The organism is Novosphingobium sp. BF6 (assembly GCF_058273105.1).
The window spans coordinates 1,707,999-1,730,609 of sequence record NZ_CM177776.1; the positions used below are offsets into that span (position 1 = coordinate 1,707,999).

16 protein-coding genes are annotated in these 22,611 nt (G+C 64.7%); 9 read left to right on the forward strand and 7 right to left on the reverse strand.

All coding sequences use genetic code 11. The features are described 5' to 3' along the window. Positions 1-482: 482 nt before the first annotated feature. Positions 483-2,450: an OPT family oligopeptide transporter gene (locus tag AC4D6D_RS22545; protein WP_491327747.1), complete on the reverse strand. Its 1,968-nt coding sequence runs from the start codon at positions 2,448-2,450 to the stop codon at positions 483-485. Positions 2,451-2,675: 225 nt separating this feature from the next. On the opposite strand from AC4D6D_RS22545, the gene AC4D6D_RS22550 reads away from it, so the two are divergent. Next, the gene (locus AC4D6D_RS22550; RefSeq protein WP_491327748.1) at positions 2,676-3,065 is read left to right on the forward strand and encodes a glycine zipper 2TM domain-containing protein; all 390 of its coding nucleotides are present in this window, start codon (positions 2,676-2,678) and stop codon (positions 3,063-3,065) included. Between the two features lie 110 nt (positions 3,066-3,175). Here the strand turns inward: AC4D6D_RS22550 and AC4D6D_RS22555 are convergent, their stop codons facing one another. Continuing rightward, positions 3,176-5,566 carry a TonB-dependent receptor gene (locus AC4D6D_RS22555; RefSeq protein WP_491327749.1) on the reverse strand — a complete coding sequence of 797 codons (2,391 nt, stop codon included), beginning with the start codon at positions 5,564-5,566 and terminating at the stop codon, positions 3,176-3,178. Between the two features lie 217 nt (positions 5,567-5,783). Here AC4D6D_RS22555 and AC4D6D_RS22560 point away from each other — a divergent pair, with 217 nt between their 5' ends. Further along, the gene (locus AC4D6D_RS22560; protein ID WP_491327750.1) at positions 5,784-6,482 is read left to right on the forward strand and encodes a response regulator transcription factor; all 699 of its coding nucleotides are present in this window, start codon (positions 5,784-5,786) and stop codon (positions 6,480-6,482) included. A gap of 36 nt (positions 6,483-6,518) precedes the next feature. Here the strand turns inward: AC4D6D_RS22560 and ybaK are convergent, their stop codons facing one another. After that, positions 6,519-6,992 carry a Cys-tRNA(Pro) deacylase gene (gene ybaK, locus AC4D6D_RS22565; RefSeq protein WP_491327751.1) on the reverse strand — a complete coding sequence of 158 codons (474 nt, stop codon included), beginning with the start codon at positions 6,990-6,992 and terminating at the stop codon, positions 6,519-6,521. Positions 6,993-7,178: 186 nt separating this feature from the next. Between ybaK and AC4D6D_RS22570 the strand changes: the two genes are divergently transcribed. Next, the gene (locus tag AC4D6D_RS22570) at positions 7,179-7,700 is read left to right on the forward strand and encodes a Dps family protein (protein ID WP_147216973.1); all 522 of its coding nucleotides are present in this window, start codon (positions 7,179-7,181) and stop codon (positions 7,698-7,700) included. 64 nt (positions 7,701-7,764) lie between these two features. Here AC4D6D_RS22570 and AC4D6D_RS22575 read toward each other — a convergent pair whose 3' ends face one another. Beyond that, positions 7,765-8,385, reverse strand: coding sequence for a YceI family protein (locus AC4D6D_RS22575; protein WP_491327752.1), 621 nt, complete (start codon positions 8,383-8,385; stop codon positions 7,765-7,767). A gap of 433 nt (positions 8,386-8,818) precedes the next feature. Between AC4D6D_RS22575 and AC4D6D_RS22580 the strand changes: the two genes are divergently transcribed. The 4 genes from AC4D6D_RS22580 to AC4D6D_RS22595 are packed head-to-tail and all read left to right on the forward strand — an operon-like array spanning position 8,819 to position 12,546. After that, the gene (locus tag AC4D6D_RS22580; RefSeq protein WP_491327753.1) at positions 8,819-9,853 is read left to right on the forward strand and encodes a sulfate ABC transporter substrate-binding protein; all 1,035 of its coding nucleotides are present in this window, start codon (positions 8,819-8,821) and stop codon (positions 9,851-9,853) included. Between the two features lie 46 nt (positions 9,854-9,899). After that, on the forward strand, positions 9,900-10,742 hold the full coding sequence (gene cysT / locus AC4D6D_RS22585; RefSeq protein ID WP_491327754.1) for a sulfate ABC transporter permease subunit CysT: 843 nt from the start codon (positions 9,900-9,902) through the stop codon (positions 10,740-10,742). Continuing rightward, positions 10,739-11,590: a sulfate ABC transporter permease subunit CysW gene (cysW, locus tag AC4D6D_RS22590; RefSeq protein WP_491327755.1), complete on the forward strand. Its 852-nt coding sequence runs from the start codon at positions 10,739-10,741 to the stop codon at positions 11,588-11,590. The genes cysT and cysW overlap by 4 nt, the downstream gene beginning before the upstream one ends. Next, entirely contained in the window at positions 11,587-12,546 is a 960-nt protein-coding gene (locus AC4D6D_RS22595) for a sulfate/molybdate ABC transporter ATP-binding protein (RefSeq protein ID WP_491327756.1), read from the forward strand. The genes cysW and AC4D6D_RS22595 overlap by 4 nt, the downstream gene beginning before the upstream one ends. A gap of 240 nt (positions 12,547-12,786) precedes the next feature. On the opposite strand, the gene AC4D6D_RS22600 is transcribed toward AC4D6D_RS22595, so the two are convergent. Then, a complete protein-coding gene (locus AC4D6D_RS22600) occupies positions 12,787-14,676 on the reverse strand; it encodes a bifunctional sugar phosphate isomerase/epimerase/4-hydroxyphenylpyruvate dioxygenase family protein (protein WP_491327757.1) in 1,890 nt (629 codons plus the stop codon). A 229-nt stretch (positions 14,677-14,905) separates the two neighbouring features. Here AC4D6D_RS22600 and AC4D6D_RS22605 point away from each other — a divergent pair, with 229 nt between their 5' ends. After that, the gene (locus AC4D6D_RS22605; protein ID WP_491327758.1) at positions 14,906-16,735 is read left to right on the forward strand and encodes a GGDEF domain-containing protein; all 1,830 of its coding nucleotides are present in this window, start codon (positions 14,906-14,908) and stop codon (positions 16,733-16,735) included. A 92-nt stretch (positions 16,736-16,827) separates the two neighbouring features. Next, on the forward strand, positions 16,828-17,706 hold the full coding sequence (locus AC4D6D_RS22610; RefSeq protein WP_491327759.1) for a class I SAM-dependent methyltransferase: 879 nt from the start codon (positions 16,828-16,830) through the stop codon (positions 17,704-17,706). A 6-nt stretch (positions 17,707-17,712) separates the two neighbouring features. On the opposite strand, the gene AC4D6D_RS22615 is transcribed toward AC4D6D_RS22610, so the two are convergent. After that, positions 17,713-21,048, reverse strand: coding sequence for a glycosyl hydrolase (locus AC4D6D_RS22615; protein ID WP_491327760.1), 3,336 nt, complete (start codon positions 21,046-21,048; stop codon positions 17,713-17,715). A 223-nt stretch (positions 21,049-21,271) separates the two neighbouring features. Continuing rightward, entirely contained in the window at positions 21,272-22,600 is a 1,329-nt protein-coding gene (locus AC4D6D_RS22620) for a family 1 glycosylhydrolase (protein ID WP_491327761.1), read from the reverse strand. Positions 22,601-22,611: the final 11 nt, after the last annotated feature.

The following is a 22,611-nucleotide window of genomic DNA, read 5'->3' on the forward strand; positions in this document are numbered from 1 at the left end:
GGTTGCAACGATACTCCACGACCGATGTATCCCGCGCAATTGAAACGGTTGGTCGCGGATATCGCTCGCTTGACCAGCGTGCCGCTACGCCTGAAGGGTCTGCCACCGCTTCGAAGAGCGCAGCAAGAGGGCAATCGGCTTGCCAAGAAATCGCTATTTATCGTTTTTTTTCAAAGCACAGGATCGTGCAATAACAGACCTGCCATGAACCTGACGGTGCTTGTCATAGGTTCATTCTGGCCCCAAAATAAACCTCCAGAATGGATGCAGTTCTTACGACTTCCGCATGCAATTTAGAGATTTACGAAACGCCTTTACTTGATGCAATCGAATGCGAGACCACATCGGGAAACGATCCGTCCACAAGTGATCTGCGCGCTTTCCAAAAGGATTCGCGATATCGTTTGATTACAGAAAGATGCTTTTATTGGGTATCGTCGAGGACGGCCCCGGCATTCTGCAGAATGCCGGGGTGCAGGCGGTTAGTCAGCGACTACCAACTGACGCGTGCGTCGGTAGAGGATGTGGACGAGCACGAAGAACAGTACCGTGCCGCCCACGAGCGCGGGACCGGCAAAACCGTCGCCGGCCAAGGCCAGCGGCGCATCACTACCCGATGCGGCCACGATACCTGCAAACGTCACGCCCCAGAGGCTCTCGCCCACGATCAGGCCGGTGGCGGTCAGCACGCCCATGCGTTCGGCGAACTCCCGATCGCGCTGCTTCGAGGCCCAGCGGTCGTAGAAGAACCCGAGCACCGCGCCGATCACCGTCGGCAGGATCACGCTCATCGGCAGGTAGATGCCGATGCCGATGCCGAGCGGCGGCAGGCGCAGGCGGCCCATCAGTCCCAGCACTTCGTCGATCACGATGAAGGCGACGCCGGCAGCGGCGCCCCAGCCAATCATGGTCCAGTTAAGATTGCCGCCCAGCACGCCCTTGGCCAGGGTCGAGATCAGCGCGGCCTGCGGTGCGGGAAGCGCATTCGGCCCGGCATTGGCCGCTCCGGCGAAGCCGAAGGCGGTGTTCAGCAGATCGAGCACCGGCGGGATCACCAGCGAGCCGAAGACCACGCCGATCACCAGCGCCACCTGCTGCTTCCACGGCGTCGCGCCGATGAGCTGGCCGGTCTTGAGGTCCTGGAGGTTGTCGTTGGAGATCGTCGCCACACCGAAGACGATGCCGGTGACGATCAGGGCATAGGCGACCAGCGCGTCGGTCGTCCCCGGCGGTTGGTCGCGGCCGAACAGGCCGACCAGCATGAGCGAGGCGGCGACCACGGAAAGGATGCCGATACCCGAAACCGGGGAGTTGGAGGCGCCGATCAGGCCCGCCATATAGCCGCAGACGGCGGCGATCAGCAGGCCGATCACGAGGATGAACAGCAGCGCGCCGGAGATCAGCAGCATTTCCGATCCGGCGAGCGGACCGCTGCCGACGACACTCCAGAGCAGGATCGCGATCGGCACCAGCATGGCCAGGGTGCCGATGAAGACGATCGAGATCGGCAGGTCCTGCTCCTCGACCGCCAGGGTCGCGCCGGACTGGCGCGCCCGGCTGGCGGCCATGGCGGAGCGTACCCCGCCGATCACCGGCCCAGCGATGCGCAGCAGGGTCCAGACCGCCGCCACGCCGATCACGCCTGCACCGAAGAAGCGGACATTGTCGGCAAACACCGTCGTCGCCCAGACTTCCGCGCCGCCCGGCAGCGGGGTCTGCGCGGTCAGGATCGGCAGGAGCACCCACCAGCCGACGACAAGACCGAGGAACATCGCCATGCCCACGGAGATGCCGACAAGATGGCCGACGCCCATCAGCGCGAAGGACAGTCCCCCGGAAATGCCGGTCGCGCCCGGCCCCGCACGGAACCAGACCGAAGCTTCCGCCACGGCGAGGCGCGTCTGCGTGAGGATGGCGAACCCGGCCGAGGCCAGCGCGTTCCACAAGAGCACCGACAGGCCCTTGGCGCTCTCCGCCGCGCCTTCGCGCGATTCCGAACCGATGCGCAGGACTTCGGCGGCGGCGTGGCCTTCAGGATAGGGCAGCGGGGTGTCGATCACCAGTGCGCGGCGCAGCGGCACTGAGAACAGCACGCCGAGGATACCGCCGGTGCCGGTGATCGCCGCCGTAGTCCAGTAGGGAAAGCCCTGCCACCAGCCGATCATGACAAGACCCGGCAACACGAAGATAATCGCCGCCAGGGTCCCCGCAGCGCTGGCGACGGTCTGGACGATATTGTTCTCGAAGATCGTCGAGTCCCTGAACCCGCGCAGGATCGCCATCGAGATCACCGCCGCCGGGATCGAGGTCGCGAATGTCAGGCCGACCTTGAGACCGAGATAGACGTTGGCCGCCGTGAACAGCAACGTGATAACGCCGCCCAGCAGCACCCCGCGCAAGGTCAGTTCGAGCGGAGAACCCGCACGCGCACTGCCATTTTCCTTCGCCATGAAACCCCGTTCAGAAATGTGCGGATGCCGTCTCTTGAGCCGCTCCGAAGACGGCAGCGGAAAAAACGCATCGATGATGCGGCTCGCTGCCATATCGACGGCCCGCCGTCCACCGCCCGATACAGTTTCAGGAACCGTTAAGTCTGCAACACGTTGAGAAGGCTTGCTCGCAGCGGAAATCCGCTCGCTTATTCTTTTCTCAACCTCACCGGAAGGTCCATCAAGATGTTCAAACGTGCAATCGGCCTCGGCGCCCTCATCGCCGTCGCTTCGGCCACCATCACCCTGCCCGCCGAGGCGCGTCCGGGCGACCGCAACGACCGCTCGGCCCATGCCTGGCGCGACAACGACCGCAACTGGGAACCCTCGCGCAGCTATCACAAGGGCAACTACAAGGATCGCCGCCTGAGCCGCAACGACCGCATCTATCGCGGCAAGGACGGACGCGCCTATTGCCGCCGCTCGGACGGCACCACCGGCCTCGTTGTCGGCGCGGTGGGCGGTGCCCTGCTCGCCAAGCTGGTCGGCGGCAATACCCTCGGCACCCTGGCCGGCGGCGCGGGCGGCGCCCTGCTGGGCCGTCAGATCGATCGCGGCGGTGTGAAGTGCCGCTGATCCCGGCGTGATAAAAGAGCACGCGGCGGGACCGGAGTCTCGCCGCGTGCAGTATTCAGGCAGGAACCTGCCGGCGGGCCTTGCAGGAAAGACACCGCCGGAAATCGTGATCAGAAGTGGACCACGCCCTCCACGCCGAAAGTGCGCGGCGGGTTGAAGTTGCCATAGGCACCCAGCGTGCTCGCATTGGCATTCGAGAGACGATAGATATGCGTCTCGTTGAGCAGGTTGCGGCTCCAGACCGAGACGGTCAGGGACGTTCCGGCATCGCTCATCGGGATATCGGCCAGGGCGATACGGCCGTTGACGATGAAGCTGCTCTGCGCCTTCACGTTCTCATCCTCGAAGCTGTACTGGCGGTCGGAATAGGCCGCGTCGAGGTGGAACTGCACGCTCTCGTCGCCGCTGCCCACCGGCACTGAGTAATCGATGAAGCCCGAGGCCGCATGGGGCGGCGTGTAGACGATGAAGACGTTCTGGTAGACCGGATTGGCCGCCGTGCTGAGGAACGGGTTCAGCGTCTTGGGAACGCGGGTATAAGTATAGGCGTAAGAGGCGCCGAAGGTCAGGTTGTTCGTCGGGTGGACGTTCAGTTCCGCCTCGATGCCGCGGATCTTGGTGGTTCCCGGCGCGTTCAGCGTCTCCTGCGTGTGCAGGTTGTTGTAGGGGCTGCTCGGATCCACGACGACGTTGTCGAAATCGACCTGGGTGCCGTCGCGATCCATGATGTAACCGGCGAGGTTCAGGCGAACCTTGCGGTCGAGGAACATCATCTTCGCGCCGACTTCGTAGGACTTGACCGTTTCCGGGCCGAAAGCATCGAAGGTCTTCGAGCGGTCGTTGGCGCCGCCCGCGCGGTATCCGGTCGCATACTTGGCGTAGAGGTTCACGTCATCCGTGGCGTCCCAGGCCAGGGTGACCATCGGGTCGAAACGGTCCTTGCGATAACGGAAGGTGTAGGGAACCGTTACGCCGTTGACGATGTCCAGCACGCCGTCGCGCTTGTCATGGGTATAGCGACCGCCAGCCGTCAGGTGGACCTGGTCGAGACCGGCCGGGGTATACGTCGCCTGGGCGAAGGCGGCGATGCTCTGCGCCTTGGCGCGGCTGTTGCGCTGGAGGAACAGCGAGTCGTCGGCCCAGCCCTGGTTGTTCGAATTTACCTTACCGGTGACATTGGGGCTGAGCGTGGTGTAGCCGGTACCGTCCGCATTCCAGAGGTTGGAGCTGGGCGTGGCCGCATATTCGCTGGCATTCTCGTTGAAGTAGTAGGCTCCGGCCACGAAATCGACCTGCGGCAGACTGCCGACAAGCTGGAGTTCCTGGCTGAACTGGTGCTGGTCGAGGAACGACAGCGAGTAGCGGCTGAACTTGGTGTTCGGCAGGAACACGGTGCGGTGGGCGCCGCCCGAGTTGTCATACTGGTCGGTATCGACCTGACGCCATGCGGTGATCGAGCGGATCGTCAGATCGGGGCTGAGATCGTAGCTCAGGTTGCCCATCACACCCTGCGTGCGGTCCACGCTCGGCTGCTGCGGCACGCCGATGTCGGCGGTCTTCATGCGCTTGTCGCCGCTGACATGTACCAGCGGGGAAAGCGGCGCGATCGTGCCGCTCGGCAGCTTGCCGCCGTTCGCGGCGATCTGCGCGAGGGTAGCAACCCGCAGCCCCTTGGGGTTGTAGTTGATGAGCTGGCTGTACATCGGCGTATTGTCGTCGCGCGACTTGTCGAACGAGATGTTCGCCGTGAAGCCTTCGACCGGCTTCCACTGGGCCTGGATGCGGCCACCGACGCGGTCGTAGTAATTGAAGCCGGTCTGGCCCGCGAGCGGGTTCTTGGTCGTCGCGTCCTGGTGCTGGTAGACGCCGTCGACCTTGATCGAAATGTTGTGGAACTCGGGCAGGTCGATATGAGCTTCGCCAGTGCGCTGGCCGTAGTTGCCGATGCCCGCTTCCACGCGGCCGCCAAACTGGCCGGTCGGAGCCTTGGTGACGATCGAGAGCGCGCCGCCTTCGGTGTTGCGGCCGAACAGCGTGCCCTGCGGTCCGCGCAGGACTTCGATGCGCTGCACGTCGAACAGCGCGGCGTTCAGGCCCTGCTGGCGGCCGAGGTAGACGCCGTCGAGATAGACGCCGACGCCCTGGTCGCGTGCGGTCTGGTTGGCGTCGAACGGCACGATGCCGCGAATGCCGACCGTGAGGGCCGACTGGCGCGCCTCGAAGGTCGCGACGCGCAGCGAGGGGACGCTGCCGCTGGCAAGATCGATCAGGCTCTGGACGTGCTGCTTCTCGATATCGGCGCTGCCGATGACGGCGATGGCGATGGGGGTCTTCTGGAGATCGGTTTCGCGCTTGGTGGCGGTGACGATGATCGGCGCGGATTCTCCGCTGTCGGTAGCTGCTGCATTTGTTGCTGCTTCGTCAGCGAAAGCGGCGACCGGGGCCTGGCTCAACGCAACGATGCTGCAAGTGGCCGCCAGACGGATGGCGTGGCGAATCATGCGAAAACTCCCTGGAAAACTGCATTTTCCTCCTTGCAGTCGCAGCAAGGGGATCGCCCGGCGGGGCGACAGGGAGGCTCACTAGGCGTGGCCCGCGTCACATCCGTGTTGCTTTCTTGTAATTTTCTTGACGCAATTGTGGCACGGCAAACATGACAAATTTGACATGTGCATGGCAGCGAATGCGGTACTATGTGACCTGATCATTCGTGCCGAAATGATGGATACTATGATCAAATCCGGAGACATCCTGCTGACGTCGGGCGAGCTTGCCCATATCAGCGCCGTTCGCGACTCCTTCCTCTCCTTCAAGGTGGAAGTGGTGAATGCGACCGATCTGTGCATGCGCCCCGCCAAGGCCCCGACCTGGGTCTTCGTTGACTGGATTCTGCCCGAAATGTCGGGACTTCAGCTCTGCGGCCTGTTGCAGGATCGCATCAACGACCACCCCCTGCACGTGACGATGGTCCTGCCCGAAGCCGACCCGAGATCGCAGGCCCGCGCCCTCGACGCCGGGGCCGACGACTATCTGGTAGGCCCCCTCACCCCCACCGCTCTGGTCCAGCGACTGCGAATCTACCAGCCGACCGCCGCCGCACGAAAGGAAGCTCCGGCGATCCAGATCGGCGAACTCACGATCCAGCCAGACTCGCACCTGACGCGTTACAAAGGGCTGGTCGTGCCGCTGCAATCGAACGAGCAGCGGCTGCTCAATCACTTCGCCCGCAACCCCAACCGCGTGTTCACGCGCGGGGAACTGATCGGGGTGCTCGGCAAGAGCGTGGAAGTCTGCGACGAGCGGACCGTGGATTCCTGGGTCAGCCGCCTGCGCCGCAAGCTGCGCTCGATGCAGGTTCCCCACCTGCCCCGCACGGTGCGCTCCTTCGGCTACGTCTTCGACAACGCCGAAGCCTGAGTGCGGGCAGTCGTGTCGTAGCTCACGATCGAGCGGCTAGCTTGAGATATCGGCGAATTTCGCGTCCAGGGCCTGCCGGACATCCTCTCCGGTCAACCTGACCTGCAAGCCGCGCTGCCCCCCGTTGATGTAGATCGCATCCCAGAGGATTGCCGTCTCGTCGATCACGACCGGGACCTGGCGCATCTGGCCGAAGGGACTGATGCCGCCGATCTTGTAGCCGGTCAGCCGCTCGGCATCGGCGGGCTTCATCATCGCCGCGCTCTTGGCACCGAGCGCGGCGGCGGCTTTCTTCATCGAGACTTCGCCGCTGCTGGGCGCAATGACGCAGGCGGACTTGCCGTCGGCGAGGACCATCAGCGTCTTGAACACCTGACCCGGATCCGCTCCGATCGCTGCTGCCGCGGCGAGTCCGATGCTCTCGGCGGAAGGGTCGTAGTCGTAGGCATGAAGGGCGAAAGCCACGCCGACTTTTTCGAGCATCTTCGTTGCGCGGGTGGATAGCGCCATTCCTGTTCTCCTGAGAGGCGCCTAGCCCATGCTGCACCAGCGGCCAAGGCCCGCCGCGCTTCACGATCGCCTCATCGCAGCGGACAGTGGACGCCATACCTTGGTCTAGCTGGGTCGAACGCCGCGCCGTGACTACCTGATGAAGCGTGGCGGCATCGGGTCGCCGCTATCCTTCCGGAGCAATCGATGTCCGACCAATCCATCATCTCACCCGCCCAGCGCCAGCTCGGCACGCCCACCGACCTCGGCGCCGACGCCACCCGCGACATTTCCGGCGGCCTCAAGGCCCTGCTCGCCGACGTCTTCGCGCTCTATCTGAAGACCAAGAACTTCCACTGGCACATGAGCGGCCCGAATTTCCGCGATTATCACTTGCTGCTCGACGAGCAGGGCGACCAGATCTTCGCGATGACCGATCCCATCGCCGAGCGCGCCCGCAAGCTGGGCGGCACCACGATCCGCTCGATCTCGGACATTTCCAGCCATCAGCGCCTGCTCGACAACAATGCAGACTATGTCGATCCGCAGGGCATGCTTGCGGAACTGCATGGTGACAACAAGCAACTCGTGGCGGAAATGCGCGCCGTCCATGCGCTTTGCGACGAGTACGGCGATATCGCCACGGCCAGCCTTATCGAGGTCTGGATCGACGAGAGCGAACGCCGCGCCTGGTTCCTCTATGAAAGCTGCCGCACCGGCCGCATGTGACGGCATCGGCCCAACCTGCCAAGGGAGACCTTCGAAAGGTCTCCCTTGGCAGGTTCTACAACCCTCAGTTCACCTTTTCGAACGCGGCGGTGATGCGGATCTGCACTTCATCGCTGACTGCCGGGACGTACTTGGAAACGCCGAATTCCGAGCGCTTGAGCGAACCGGTGGCGCTGAAGCCCACCGTATAGGCCTTGTCCATCGGGTTTACGCCCGCGCCGCCGAAGGTCGCGTCCAGCACCATCGGCTTGCTGACGCCGTGCATCGTCACCGTGCCGGAAATGCGCGCGGTGCGCGGGCCGGTCTGCTCCACCTTCTGCGAGACGAAACGGATCGTCGGATAGGTCGCGGCGTCGAACCAGTCGGCGCTGACCAGTTCGCTGTCGAGCGTCGCATTGGTAGTGGAAATGCGCGAAACGGGCAGCGAAACGTCGAGGCTGGACTTGTCCAGAGCCTTCGGGTTCAGCACCAGCGAGCCGGTTGCGCCGGGGATCGTGCCGAAGAAATCGTTGAAACCGAAATGGTTGACGCCGAACTGCGCAAGCGTGTGGTTGCTCTCGACTTTGTACGTCCCGGCCTGGACAGCTTCGGGCGCGACCGAAGCCTGCGCGACGAGGAGCGTGGGAACGCCGACCAGCGTGGCGGCGGCAAGGGCAATGGCAGCGATCGAGACGGTCTTCTTCATGGAGAGCTCCGGAGCAAAATAGACTGAAAATCAGGCGGTTCTATGCAGCCCTCTCCACCGTTCGATAATCTGTCATCGAGGCGAATATCTTTCAACCCAGAGTTGAAAGTGAACCGCCGATCACCATACGCTTCGAACCCGATTCCGTCGGATCGCATCGCGCTTGAACGCGACGATTCTTTGCGTGACAATAGATTGCTGCCCCCTTTGGAGGATGGAACTGCCTCGGCGGATGGACCATTATCCTTTTGAAAATGCAGCCGCGAATATCGGAATCACCCCGGATCACCGCCCGCAACGCGCCCCAAAGGTAAGACGAACCGGGGTATCGGCCTTTCGCCAAAAGGTATGCTTGCCGCCTTGCAATTACATATTTAATGTCAACAAAATCGATTGAGTTTAGGCACTAGCCATCCACGGGAGACATGACACGATGAATGCCGGAATCCTCAATCGCCGCCTGTTCCTATCGATGGCCGCCGCAAGCGCGCTGGCGGTCTCGCTTGCGGGATGCTCGGGCGGGAAGTCGGGCAATTCGGTCGAGATCACCAATGTCTCCTACGATCCGACGCGCGAGCTCTATCAGGCCGTGAACCCGGCCTTCGCCGCCTATTGGAAGAAGAAGTCCGGGCAGGACGTGACTTTCCGCATGAGCCACGGCGGATCGGGCAAGCAGAGCCGCGCCATTATCGACGGTCTCGAAGCCGATGTCGCCACGCTGGCGCTGGCCTACGATATCGACGTGATCGCCAGCAAAGCGAAGCTGCTCCCCGCCGACTGGCAAAAGGCCCTGCCCGACAACAGCTCGCCCTATACCTCGACGATCGTGTTCCTCGTTCGCAAGGGCAATCCCAAGGGCATCCATGACTGGAACGACCTGGTGAAGCCGGGCGTACAGGTCATCACCCCGAACCCCAAGACCAGCGGCGGCGCGCGCTGGAACTTCCTCGCCGCCTGGGCCTATGGCCGCAAGGCGGGCGGATCGGACGCGGCCGCCGAGGCTTACGTGAAGCGCCTCTTCGGCCAGGTTCCCGTGCTCGACAGCGGCGCGCGCGGCGCGACCACGACTTTCGTGGAACGCGGCATCGGTGACGTCCTGCTCGCCTGGGAAAACGAGGCACTGCTGGCCGAGAAGAAGCTGGGGGCAGGCAAGTTCGAGATCGTTGTGCCCTCGATCTCGATCCTCGCCGAACCGCCGGTGGCCGTGGTTGCCGCCAATGCCAAGAAGCACGGCACCGAGGCGGTCTCCAAGGCCTATCTCGAATATCTCTATACCCCCGAGGCCCAGGTCGCGATCGCCCGCAACTTCTATCGCCCGAGCGATCCCAAGATCGCCGAGCAGTTCGCCAATCAGTTCCCCAAGCTGAACCTCACCACCATCGACAAGGATTTCGGCGGCTGGACCAAGGCGCAGAAGACCTACTTCGACGACGGCGGCGTGTTCGACCGCATCTACACCAAGAAGTAAACCGCGCTTCGCGCCAAGATCGAGCAGGCCACTGCAGATGCCATCCATGACGACGCGCAAGACCACATGGCGTGCGCCCTCCGTGCTGCCGGGCTTCGGGCTGACCTTCGGGTTCAGCCTGGCCTGGCTTTCCCTGATCGTGCTGATCCCGCTCTCCATGCTGTTCATCAAGTCGGCGGGAATGGGCTGGCAGGCCTTCGTCGAGGTCGGCTTTTCGGAGCGCGCCCTCACCGCCTATCGCCTGAGCTTCGGCACGGCGCTGGCCGCCGCTTTCGTGAATGCGGTGTTCGGCCTGCTCGTCGCCTGGGTGCTGGTGCGCTATGCCTTTCCCGGCAAGCGGGTGATCTCGGCGCTGGTGGACCTTCCCTTCGCGCTGCCCACCGCCGTTGCCGGCATTGCGCTGACCGCGCTCTATGCGCCCAGCGGCTGGGTGGGGCAATATCTCGACCCGCTGGGCATCAAGGTGGCCTTCACCCCGATCGGCATCGCCGTGGCGCTCGTCTTCATCGGCCTGCCTTTCGTGGTGCGCTCGGTGGAGCCGGTGCTTGCCGATCTCGGCAAGGACGTGGAAGAAGCCGCCGCGACACTCGGCGCGGGCCGCGCGCAGACATTCGCGCGGGTGATCTTCCCGGCGATCCTGCCCGCGTTGTTCACCGGCTTCGCGCTGGCATTCGCACGCGGCGTGGGAGAATACGGTTCGGTGATCTTCATCTCGGGCAACATGCCCGGCCGCACCGAGATCGCACCGCTGCTGATCGTCACCCAGCTCGAACAATATAACTACGACGGCGCCACCGCGATCGCGATGGTCATGATGCTGGTGTCCTTCGCGGTGCTGTTCACGCTCAACGCCGTCCAGTCCATCCGTCGCAGGAGGCTCGGCGCATGACCCGGAAAACCCGCAAAGTCACACCGGGTACGGAAAGCCGGACCGCGCAGGTCCTGCTCATCACCCTCGCGCTCGCCTTTCTGGCGTTCTTCCTGATGCTGCCGCTGATCGCGGTGTTCAGCGAGGCCCTGAAGCAGGGCATCGGCCCCTTCCTCGACGCCGTTGCCAATCCGGATGCCTTCTCGGCGATCCGCCTGACGCTCATCATCGCCGCGATTAGCGTGCCGCTCAACATGGTCTTCGGCCTCGCCGCGAGCTGGGCGATCACCAAGTTCAGCTTCCCCGGCAAGAACCTGCTGCTGACGCTGATCGACCTGCCGTTCTCGGTCTCGCCCGTGGTCTCCGGCCTGATCTTCGTGCTGCTGTTCGGCGCGCAGGGCCTGCTCGGACCGTGGCTTTCCGCGTATGGCGTCAAGATCATCTTCGCGGTGCCGGGCATCATCCTCGCCACCGTCTTCATCACTTTCCCCTTCGTCGCGCGCGAACTGATCCCGCTGATGATGGAGCAGGGCAAGGACGACGAGGAAGCCGCGGTATCGCTGGGCGCCAGCGGCTGGCAGACCTTCTGGCACGTCACCCTGCCGAACATCCGCTGGGGGCTGCTCTACGGCGTGCTGCTCTGCAATGCGCGCGCCATGGGCGAGTTCGGCGCGGTCTCGGTCGTCTCCGGCCACATTCGCGGCGAGACCAACACGATGCCGCTGCATGTCGAGATCCTCTACAACGAATACGACTTCGTCGGCGCTTTCGCGGTGGCCTCGCTGCTGGCCGCCCTCGCCCTCGTCACGCTTGTCCTCAAGACCGTGCTCGAATGGCGCTTCGACCTTCACTCGGGAGCAAGACATTGATCCGCGTAGAAAATATCACGAAACGCTTCGGCAACTACCCGGCGCTCCACGGCATCGACCTGGAAATCCAGCCCGGCGAGTTCATCGCCCTGCTCGGCCCGTCCGGCTCGGGCAAGACGACGCTGCTGCGCATCATCGCGGGCCTCGAATTCCAGGACGAGGGCCACGTCTACTTCAACGGCGACGACGTATCGGACATCCCGGTCGGCAAGCGCAACGTCGGCTTCGTGTTCCAGCAATATGCGCTGTTCCGCCACATGACCGTGGCCGACAACATCGCCTTCGGCCTCACCGTGCGCAAGGCCCGCAACCGTCCGCCCAAGGCCGAGATCAAGGCACGCGCGCAGGAACTGCTGAGGGTGGTCCAGCTCGAAGGCCTTGGAGATCGCTACCCCGGCCAGCTCTCGGGCGGCCAGCGCCAGCGCGTCGCGCTCGCCCGCGCGCTGGCCATTGAACCCAGCCTGCTCCTGCTCGACGAACCCTTCGGCGCGCTCGACGCCAAAGTCCGCAAGGACCTGCGCCGCTGGCTGCGCGACCTGCACAAGCAGATGGGCCTCACCTCGATCTTCGTCACCCATGATCAGGAAGAGGCGCTCGAACTCGCCGACCGGGTGGTGGTGATGGACCACGGCCGCATCGACCAGATCGGCACGCCCGAGCAGGTCTACATGGAACCGGCCACGCCCTTCGTCTCCCACTTCGTGGGCGAGACCAACCGCCTGCCCGACGGTCGCCACATCCGCCCGCACGACATCGAGATCGTCGCCGAGGGCAATGACAGGCTGATCGTCGACAACGTGTTTCGCAAGGGCGGCTCCTGGCGCGTGGAAGGCCGCCTCCACGAAGCGGGAACGATCGTCGAGATCGACGTCGACTCCCACGATACCCCGCCGGCCGTCGGCGAAACCGTCGCCATTGCGGCGAAACGGGCCAGAATCTTCTCCACCGCAGGATAGCGATGATGGCCAAGATACCCCGGCGACGCCCCACGAAGGCATCGACAGGCTCTGGCGATTACTGACCCAGGTCACGGAAGCGAACCGCGTCGTGCCCCATGGCAACGTCGGGATGTTCATTGGCTGCCGCACAAGGAGCGCGCAACGGACAGGCCGCGCGCAAGGTCGACATTCCGAGGATCCGGGGGATCATCCCCCGGATCTTCCCTCTTCCTTACTCGACCACGTCTTCCCTCTTCCTTACTCGACCACGTCTTCCACTTCCCGAAACCGGTTCTGCGCCGCCAGCCTGATCCCGGCGTTCGGCGCGCCGTAGCCCGCATATGTCCCGCCCCGCTCGACGAATTCGAAGAAGAACAGCTTGTCGAACGCCCGGCTGTAAAGCTGGCGATAGGCGTTGCCCGCGCCATCCTCGTCGTAGAGCGCCCCGGCTTCTTCCAGCCGCGCGGCAACCTTGCCGTCGAAGCCGAAGCGCGCGACGAGATCGTCGTAGTAGTTCGCCGGGATGTCGAGCATCGCCGCGCCGCGCGTGCGGACGACCGAGGCAGTGGCGAGCAGGTTGTCGCTGGCCAGCGCAACGTGCTGGAAGCCGCCTCCCATGCCCTGCGCCAGGAAGCGCGAGGAGAGCGTCTCGCGCGCGTCCGAGGCATTGAGGGTGAGGCGGAACTTGCCATCCGGCGATTGCAGCGCCTGGCTATGAACGAGGCCCGAGGGGTCGATCACGTCGTTGGCGTCGCGCCCTTCGAGGCCGAAAAGCGCGCGCCAGTAGAGCTGCCAGGACAGGAACTCGTCGTTGTGGACCACGGCAGCGAGATGGTCGATCGCGCGCGCGCCGGCATCGTTGGTGAGATCCTCGACCGGCACCGCCTCGAACTCACGCGCCCAGAGCGCTTCGGCGCCGTCGTCCTCGACGAGATAGACGAGGCTGCCGCCGACGCCGCGCAGTGCGGGCATGGCCATGCGGCCGGGGCGGCCTTCGGGGCTATAGGCGCGGATGCCGAGCGCGGCGGCGCGCTCCATGACGGCGGTAGCGTCCTTCACCCGCACGCCGATCGCGCAGATCGAGGTGCCGTGGACGATGCGGTAGGACTTTGCGAAGCCCTTGGGCTCGGCATTGATGACAAGGTTGACGTTGCCCTGCCGCCAGCGCGTCACCTTCTTGGTCCGGTGAGTGCCGGCATGTGCGAAACCGAGGGTGTGGAACGTCTGGCCGAGCCGCGCCACATCCTCGCCGGTGGCGGTGAACTCGACGAATTCGGCCCCGAGCGGCGGCTGCGGCGCGGGCATCGTGGTCGGCTGGTCCAGCAGGCGCCGGGCGGCATCGCGGACATATTCGAGCGAGCGGTGCCCGTCCTGCGCGACAAGGCGCGAGGAGATCGAGCGGAAGCGGTCGTTGAAGATCTCCAGCGAAAGCGGGCCATCATAACCGGTACGCAGGATCTCGGCGACATAGCCCGGCAGGTCGAGGCCGCCCTGCCCTGGCAGGTTGCGGAAGTGGCGGCTCCAGTAGAGCAGGTCCATGTCGAGCAGCGGCGCGTCGGCCAACTGGACGTAGACGATCTTGTCGCCGGGAATATCGCGGATGCTCTCGCTGGGGATGCGGCGCGAAAGCGAGTGGAAGCTGTCGAGGATGATGCCGATGGCGGGATGATCGACCTGCTCGACGATCGACCAGACATCGCGGTGGTCGTTGACGTGACGGCCCCAGGCCAGCGCCTCGTAGCCGACGAGGATACCGCGCGGCGCGGCGCGCTCACCCAGTTCGCGGAAATCATCGACAATGCGCTGGCGCTCGCCGAGCGAATGGGGCGAGCAGTTGGAGCAGACCAGAATGCGGTCGGTGCCGAGTTCGCCCATGAGGTCGAACTTGCGCTCGGCGCGGTCCATTGCGCGGACGCGCATCTCGCCGGGCATGCCTTCGAAATCGCGGAACGGCTGGTAGAGCGAGCAATGGATGCCAAGGTCGTCCATCATCGCGCGCACGTCACGCGGGCGCAGGGCCGAGCCGATCAGGTCATTCTCGAAAATCTCGACACTGTCGAAGCCCACGTCGGCCGCGGCCTTGAGCTTTTCTTCGAGCGTGCCGCGCAGCGAGACGGTGGCGATGGCGTTGGTGTCGGCCCTGGACATGGCGATCTTCCCGGAGTTGTGATCCTTGCAATATCGCTCCGGGAGAGGCGCGATTGAAGCGACATCGATGCAGTCTCCCATGCCCTATTGTTATGGCGGCGGCCCTCCATGCCGATCACCCGCCGCCAAAACCATATCCAATGCGGTGGTTTACCCGCTGGCAAGTTTTCTGAGGCAGGAGCATGGAACGGGATGAACCTGTCCGCCAGGCAGGGGAGCAGGAAACGGCATGCGCATCGCGACGATCACCAATTGGGCTTACGGGGCAACGGTCTGCCTGACCATCGCCGCCGGCGTGACCATGGTCATGGCCTCCAATGCCGACCGGGTGGAGCGCGAGGCGGTCCGCCAGCGCGACCTGTTCGACCAGCTCGCCTTCGAGATCGAAGCAGACGAAGCCCAGCTTACCGATCAGGCCCGGCTCGCGGCCGTAACCGGCGACCCCAGCCATGAGATCGCCTATAACCGCACACTTGCCGCTATCGGCCCGGTCGAACAGCGCCTCGCCAAGCTCAAGGACAACGGCGCCAAAGAGGAGGAACTGCGCTCGCTCGAAGAAGGGCTGCGCTGGGCGGCCACCCTCCAGGACGAACAGAAGGCAGCAATTGCCGCGATCAAGTCGGGGGATGAGATCACCGCCCACAAGATCGTTTTCGGTGCCGAGTACGAGCGCGAACTGGAACGCGTGCACTTCCTGCTCGGCCGTTTCCGCTACATGCTCGACAACCGCTCCGACCGCGCGATCGAGGAAGCCAGCCGTGCCTCGCAGCGGCTGCGCACGGTCTCGGAAGTCATGGTGGCGATCACCGCCGTGCTGTTCCTGTTCGTGCTGGGCTTCGTGCTCAAGCGCCGGATCCTGAAGCCGGTGGTCAAGCTGAGCGACGTGGTGAACCGGCTGGCCGACCAGGACTATGCGGTGGAGCCGCCACAGCTTTCCCAGATCGACGAGATCGGCGACATGGCCCACGCGATCCGCGTCTTCCGGGAGAACGGCATCGAACGCCAGCGGCTGGAGCGAGAGCGCGATGCCGACTGGCACGTCCGCGACCTGCTGTCGCGCATGACCCAGCGCTTGCAGGGCTGCGAATCGGTGGCGGACCTGTTCGAGGTCGTGCGCCTGTTCGCGCCCAGGATCGCGCCGGAGCTTGCCGGGCGCCTCTACACGCTCGACACCCGGCTGGGGATGATGGCCTGCGCTTCCGAATGGCTGTCGCCCCATGGCAGCGATGCGGCCTTCACCCCCGACGATTGCTGGGCGCTGCGGCGCGGGCAGTCGCACATGCCCGGCGGCGATCTCGTGGACGTGCCTTGCAAGCATGTCCCGCCCGAGACCGCCGACGCTACCGTCTGCGTGCCGCTTACCGCGCAGGGCGAGACGATCGGCCTGCTGGTTCTGGAAAACATGGTGGGCCGAAACACGGCGGATCGGCGGGGGCCGAACGGGAACACCCAGGTCTATATCGAGCTGATGTCGGAAACGGTGGGACTGGCGCTCGCCAATCTCAAACTGCGCGATGCGCTCCATGAAAAGGCGCTGTTCGATGCGCTGACGGGCCTGCGCAACCGGCACGAACTGGCCGACACCCTGCGGCGCAACGTCGCCCAGGCCGATGCCTCGAAGACGCCGCTAAGCTGCCTCATGGTGGATATCGACCACTTCAAGCAGCTCAACGACCGCCACGGCCATGACGCCGGGGATATGACGATCCGTTCGGTCGCCGGTGCTATCGACAATGCGGTGCGCGAGGACGGCATCGCTTTCCGCTACGGCGGCGAGGAATTCCTGCTGCTCCTGCCCACCTGCGACAGCGACCGGGCGCTCGACCGCGCCCACCTGATCCAGGACCGCATACTGGCCATGACGCTGGTGCACGACGGCGTGCCGCTCGGCCCGATCTCGGTCTCGATCGGCGTCGCCACGTATCCGGACCACGGCCCTGCGCATACCCTGATCGCCACGGCGGACGCGGCCTTGCTGCGCGCCAAGGATGATGGCCGCAACCGGATCGTGCTGGCTGGCGAGAACAAGGAGACGGCAGCCTCCGCCGCCACCGGCTGAATGGGTCGCTCTCCGCCGCGTCTTCCGCAAGGGATTGCTTCGCCGCATCAAGCCCCTAAGATTTGCGAATGATTCGCAAATAAGGTTTGGCAATGAGGCAGGCAGACACGGTGGAATCCCGAATTCACAAGGTTTCCGACTGGGACGGTTCCACCGGAGACAACTGGGTCTCGAACCAAATGCGGCTCGATGCGATGCTGGAAGTCTTCGGCACCGAAGCGCTAGTCGCCGCCGCTCCGACAGCAGGCGAGCATGTGCTCGACATAGGCTGCGGTGCGGGCGCGACCAGCTTCGTGCTGGCCCGCAAGGTCGGCCCGGACGGACAGGTACTTGGTGTCGACATCTCGCAGGCCTTGCTGGACCAGGCGCGCCGGATCGCTCCCGCCCATATCTCCGTCTCCTTCGAGCGGGCCGACGCGGGCGAAGCGCCGCTGCCGCAGGCCGCCTTCGACCTGCTGTTCTCCCGCTTCGGCGTGATGTTCTTCGACGACCCCGCCCGCGCCTTCGCGCATATGCGCCGCGCGCTGAAACCGGGAGGGCGTCTCGCCTTCGTCTGCTGGCGCCGGGCGGCGGAGAACGACTGGGTGCTCCTGCCGATGGGCGCGATCGAAGACCTGATTCCAACCCCTCCGCCACCCGATCCCGAAGCCCCCGGGCCGTTCTCCTTCGGTGATCGGGACCGCATAGAAAGCATCCTCGGCCAGGCTGGCTTTGCCGATGTGGCGATCCTCCCCTTCGATCATGACATTCCCTTCGGCCGCGGCGAGAACCGCGATGCCGCACTCGACGATGCCGTGGGCATGGCCTTTGCAGTCGGCCCGCTGTCCCGCGCACTGGCCAACCAACCACAGGACCTGCGCGCGCGCGCCGCTTCAGCCGTGCGCGAGGCTTTCGCGCAGCGCCCCGGAGAGACCTCGGTGATGATCGATGGCGCAGCATGGATCGTCACCGCACGCAATCCGGGGGCTTGAGACATCTTATTTCCCTAAAGTAACCGGTCCGATCAGCCCCGAAGGCCGAAGCGGAGCATCGGCGCGATACGTCGACATAGCCGTCCAGGTAATGGGCTTCGCACCCGGCTGAGCGTCCCCGACCAGACGATTGACCCAAAGGTTGGCCACCTTCACTTCGATGGTGTTCGTGCCGCCTTTCACCGCCTTGCCCACGTCGATCCGGTAAGGTGCATGCCAGACCGCGCCGACCGGCTTGCCGTTCACCGTGACTTCCGCCAGATCGCCCACTTGCCCGAGATCGAGCCAGAGCGGTTGTCCGGCCTTGGCGCCCTTGGGCAGGGTGAAGCGACGTGAATAAGTCGCCTCGCCGGAGAAGTACTTCACGCCCGCTTCGGCATTCTGTTCGAGCGGGGCCAGCTTCGCCATCTCGATCGAGGCGGGAGCGCCACGGTCGGCCTGGAAGCGCACCGTCCAGCCGTCATCGAGCGAGGCCAGCGTCTGCACCGGTTTCACGGGCAGCGTCAGGCTCTGCGACTTGGCGACCTTGCGGAACACCACGAAGACGGCATCGCCCTCGATCAGCGACAGCGGCACGACCGTCTCGCCGTTCTCGATGCGATAGCTGACCGGCTCGCTGGTTCCGGTTTCGGCGTGCCAGAGTTCGGGCGCCTTGCCGGTCACGCGGAAGTGCGCCTCAATGGTCTGTGCGCCTTGCGGGTTGGAGAGGTAGTAGATTTCACCCTGCCCGTCGCGGCGGTGGACGAAGGGTATTTTCGTACCCGCTTCCGCGCCGGTGAAGGCGAAGTCCGGTGCTACCGACAGGGTCTTGAGCGCGCCTTCCACGTCCTTGCCGGCGATTACGCGGCCCTTGCCGACAGTCGCATCCCCACTGCCCGGCCAGAGCTTCGTCACCAGCGCCGACCACTCCGCGTCCTGCGCCCCCATCATGCTGGGCGTCGAGACAGGCGCATCGCCGATCACCGTCGCGCCGCCCTCTACCAGCGCGGCGAGTTTCTTCAGCGCCCCCAGCGTCATGCGCTGCGAGGAACCGCCGAGGTAGATCGTCCGATAGCGCGCGCCGCTGGGTGCAACGACTTCGTTGCCGTCGTTCGACAGCAAGCCGGTCAGCGCATCGTAGCTGAGGAAGTCATAGGCATGGGAAACCGGCGCGTCGGCCACTGGCTTGTCGCCGTAGAGCCCGGTCAGCGGCGCTTCCTCGCCGTAGAAGTAAGCCACATCGGCCACGTTCCGCCCTGCCTGAAGCAGCAGCGAGGAACGGGAGATATAATCCACCCAGGGTTTCGCCATCTCGCCCCAGCTTTCCATCCGATTGAAATACTGGCCGAAGATGAACAGCGAGAGGCCCGGCTTCTTGTCGTCAACCGGCACATGGACCGAGGTATGGACTACCGGGCGGTTGACGCCGTTCACGAACTCCATGTCGATGAAGCGCTTCAGGTCCTTGGGCGCGAAAGCCCAGGGCGACATCGAAGCGGTCATTGATTCCGCCGCCACGAGGTTCTGCCCGTAGAGGTGCGCAACCGAGGCCGCGCCCTTCATGTCGGCGATCAGGGTCTGGCGCGGGCCTTCCTCGCGGAAAGTCCACATCGCGGCCATCGGAATGTCCGTATGGCTGCGCATGGTCATGTCGTCGCCCAGCATCGGGCGCTTGTCTTCCAGCGCCTCGCCATAGACCTTGAGACCGTTTTCATGCGCGACCTTGGCGACGGTGCCGTAGTGCTCGCTGGCCAGCAGGTCGGCCAAAGTGCGGCGGTAGTCGTAGAGGAACTCGTCCGCCTCGGCGCGGGTGCCGACCAGCACACCGGCCAGCGTCGGCAGCCAAGGCCGCGCATCATAGCCGCGCAGGCGCTGGAACTGCTCCAGCATCTTCGGCGTCCAGTTTGCCTCGCCCACCTCGATCGAGTCGGTCAGCAGCGCGCGCACGCCGCGCTGGCCCACCATGTCCGGCCCGGCGGCGTCCTTGTATAGGCCCAGGTAGTGGTCGAGATAACGCCGCACGGCATCGCCGTCGAACTTGTCCACCTCAAGGCCGGTCGCCTCGGGCGGTGCGGGGTGATTGGTGGTGCCGAGCAGCGAATAGCCCATGCGCAGCACCCGCCAGCGCTGCCCCTTGGGCAGTGCCGGGGCCTGCCAATCGAGCGTGCCGTCTGCTTTCAGCTTTTCGGTTAGATCGACGACGCTGGCCGGCGCGACGCCCTCGGCGCCATCCTTGGGTTCTTCCAGCGCGTAGTAATCGCGGCTCATCATGAAACCGGCCTTGGTCTCGAATCGGTCCACTTTCGCCCCGGTATCGAGCGAGAAGGTGCCGACGATGAGCGGCTTCTTCGCCAACATCGCGCCGACGCCGTCGAACAAGCCGTCCATGGCAATGCCCGGCGCAGGCGAGCCGAGACCGCCGTCGGGCTTGCGAGGATTGAGCACCAGCCGGAAATGCGCAGCTGTGACGGCGGGGAAGCTGACGGTGGTGGGCACTGTGCCGAGCGTCAGCGTGGTGATCGGCGTCCATGTCGTGCCGTCCACGCTCGACTCCAGCGCACCGGTGAAAGCGGCTCCGGCAAAGGGGATCACCACGTCGGGTACGAAGACCGTGGCCGAGCCGACCCTGGCGGGCTTGGCATAGTCGAGCCGCAGACTGGGGGCATCGCCCTGCTTGCGAGCCAGCGTAACGCCTTTGGCGAGATCACCGTCGAACAGCGTCGCCGCAGGCAGCGCATTGCCAAGCCCGTCGACCGCGCGCGGCAGCGCGGCGACAGACGCTATGGCTTCGGGGAAGGCAAAGACGCCTACTTCGCCATAGTACGACGGCCCGGGAGACGCGGGATGGCCGGAGATCATCTCCTCGATGGACAGTGCAGGCGCGAGGGTCTGGTAAGGGCCGGTCTGCACCGGCGGCGCGGCCAGTCTGCCGGAGAAGCGCTGGCCTGCGGGCACCGGCGTCTCGGACCAGACCAGCTTCTTCAGGCCGTCCTGCGGCTGCACCCAGGGCCCGCCGGTTTCCGACCAGCCCGGCGAAGCGGCGATGGCGAGTTCGAGCCCCTGCCGATCCGCCTCGTGCGCGGCGAAACGGAAGGCGTCCTTCCACTCGGGCGTCATGTAGACGAGGCGGTGATCGACCACTTGCGGAGTCTGGAGATTGGCGTCGAAGTTCTGGAGGCCGCCGATGCCGACGCGCTTCATCCACGCCATGTCCTTGGCAATGCCGTCTTTCGAGATATTGCCGTTCATCCAATGCCACCAGACGCGCGGCCGGGCGGAATTGGGCGGATCGCGGAATTGCTCTTCCAGCGGGACGGCAGAATTGTCGGCTATCGACGGCGACGAGGCGGCATCCTGAGCCATCGCAGGGGACGTACAAAGCGCGGTAGCCAACAGGAGGACCGCACGAAAATTGCGATGTTGCATACGATTTTCTCCAGTAATACCGCCTGCCGAACAAACAAAGACTAGGGCAAACACGAGTTACATAGCCCGGAAAGGCTGCGAAACTGGCGGCGATCTGCAGATTATTCCGAAGTTCGACAACCTTCGCCGCCCAGAAAGCGACAATTCGGTTGTCTGCGAGTTAAAGCGAATTGCGCCGCGCAATCCCGCCCAGCACCGAAGCGCTCGGCTTGGGCGTCCGCGCAAAAGTCATGCGGTCCACGCTGCACAGACCGAAGCGCGGCTTGTAGCCGAAGATCCATTCGTAGTTGTCCAGAAGCGACCAGTGCATGTAGCCGAGCACCGGCACACCGTCGTCGATCGCCTCCTTCAACCCTTCCAGCGCCGCCGGGATGAAGCGTGCGCGCAAGCTGTCGTCATCGGTGCCGACGCCGTGTTCGGAGACCAGCACCGGCACCTTTGTCGCCGCGTGGACATAGCGCACCGCGCCTGCCAGCGACGGCGCCCAGACTTCGGTGCCGGACCAGTTGTGGTCGGCCCCGTCGGGCGCAGGCAGACGGCCCTTGTCGTTCCAGACCGCGCGTTCGTAGTTCTGTACGCCGATGAAATCGTCTCCCTTGGCGATCTCCAGCCAGTCGCCATAGAGTTCGGCGCGAACCTTGTCGCGCAAGGAGTTCCTGCCTGAAGCCTGATCGTCCAGCACCGAGAGCGTGAAGCCCACCGGCAGGTCTGAACGCACCGCCTTGATCGCGGCACGGGCGGCCTTGTGCCCGGCCTTCTGCCCCTCGACGATGGCATCCACGTCCTCGCGCCCGGCGACATTGGCACATAGGAAGCGCTCGACGCCGAGCCGCTTGGTCGCGGCGGCCAGGGTCTGGCGCTGCATGTCCCAGACCGGCGGCGGCAGGATGTTCTTGAGGATGAGCAGGATATTCGGCTCGTTGAGCGTCATGGCCATGGCGATGTCCGCACCGATCGCGCGGGCCACCTTGTCGCAGTAGCGGGCGAAGAGCTGTGCCGATTCCGGGTTGCTCCAGCCGCCCTGCGCGCTGAACCAGAGCGGCGCGGTGAAGTGGTTGAACGTCACCAGCGGCGCAAGTCCACGCGCGTGGCAGCCCTCGACGATCCGCTTGTAATGATCGAGCATGGCCTGCGAGAACAGGCCCTTCTCCGGCTCGATCCGCGCCCATTCCACGCCGAAGCGATAGGAGGTGAGGCCCAGCGCCTTCACGATGTCGAGATCGCTCGCCCAGAGTTCGAGGCTACCTACGGCATCCCCCGAAGGCTCGGCGAAGATGGTCGGCTTCTGGTTTTCCACGAACCAGAGGTCGGAGGCGGTGTTGTTGCCCTCGATCTGATGCGGCGCAGTGGCGGCGCCCCACAGGAAGCCCTTGGGGAAAGCCGGGTTCGGGCGTTTCGTCGCAGCGCGCGCCATGACCGGCGCGGCGGCGGCGGCGAGTGCCCCTGCCGCGAGCAGGCTTCGGCGGTCGAGATTTGCAATCTTGGTCATCGGACGTGCCC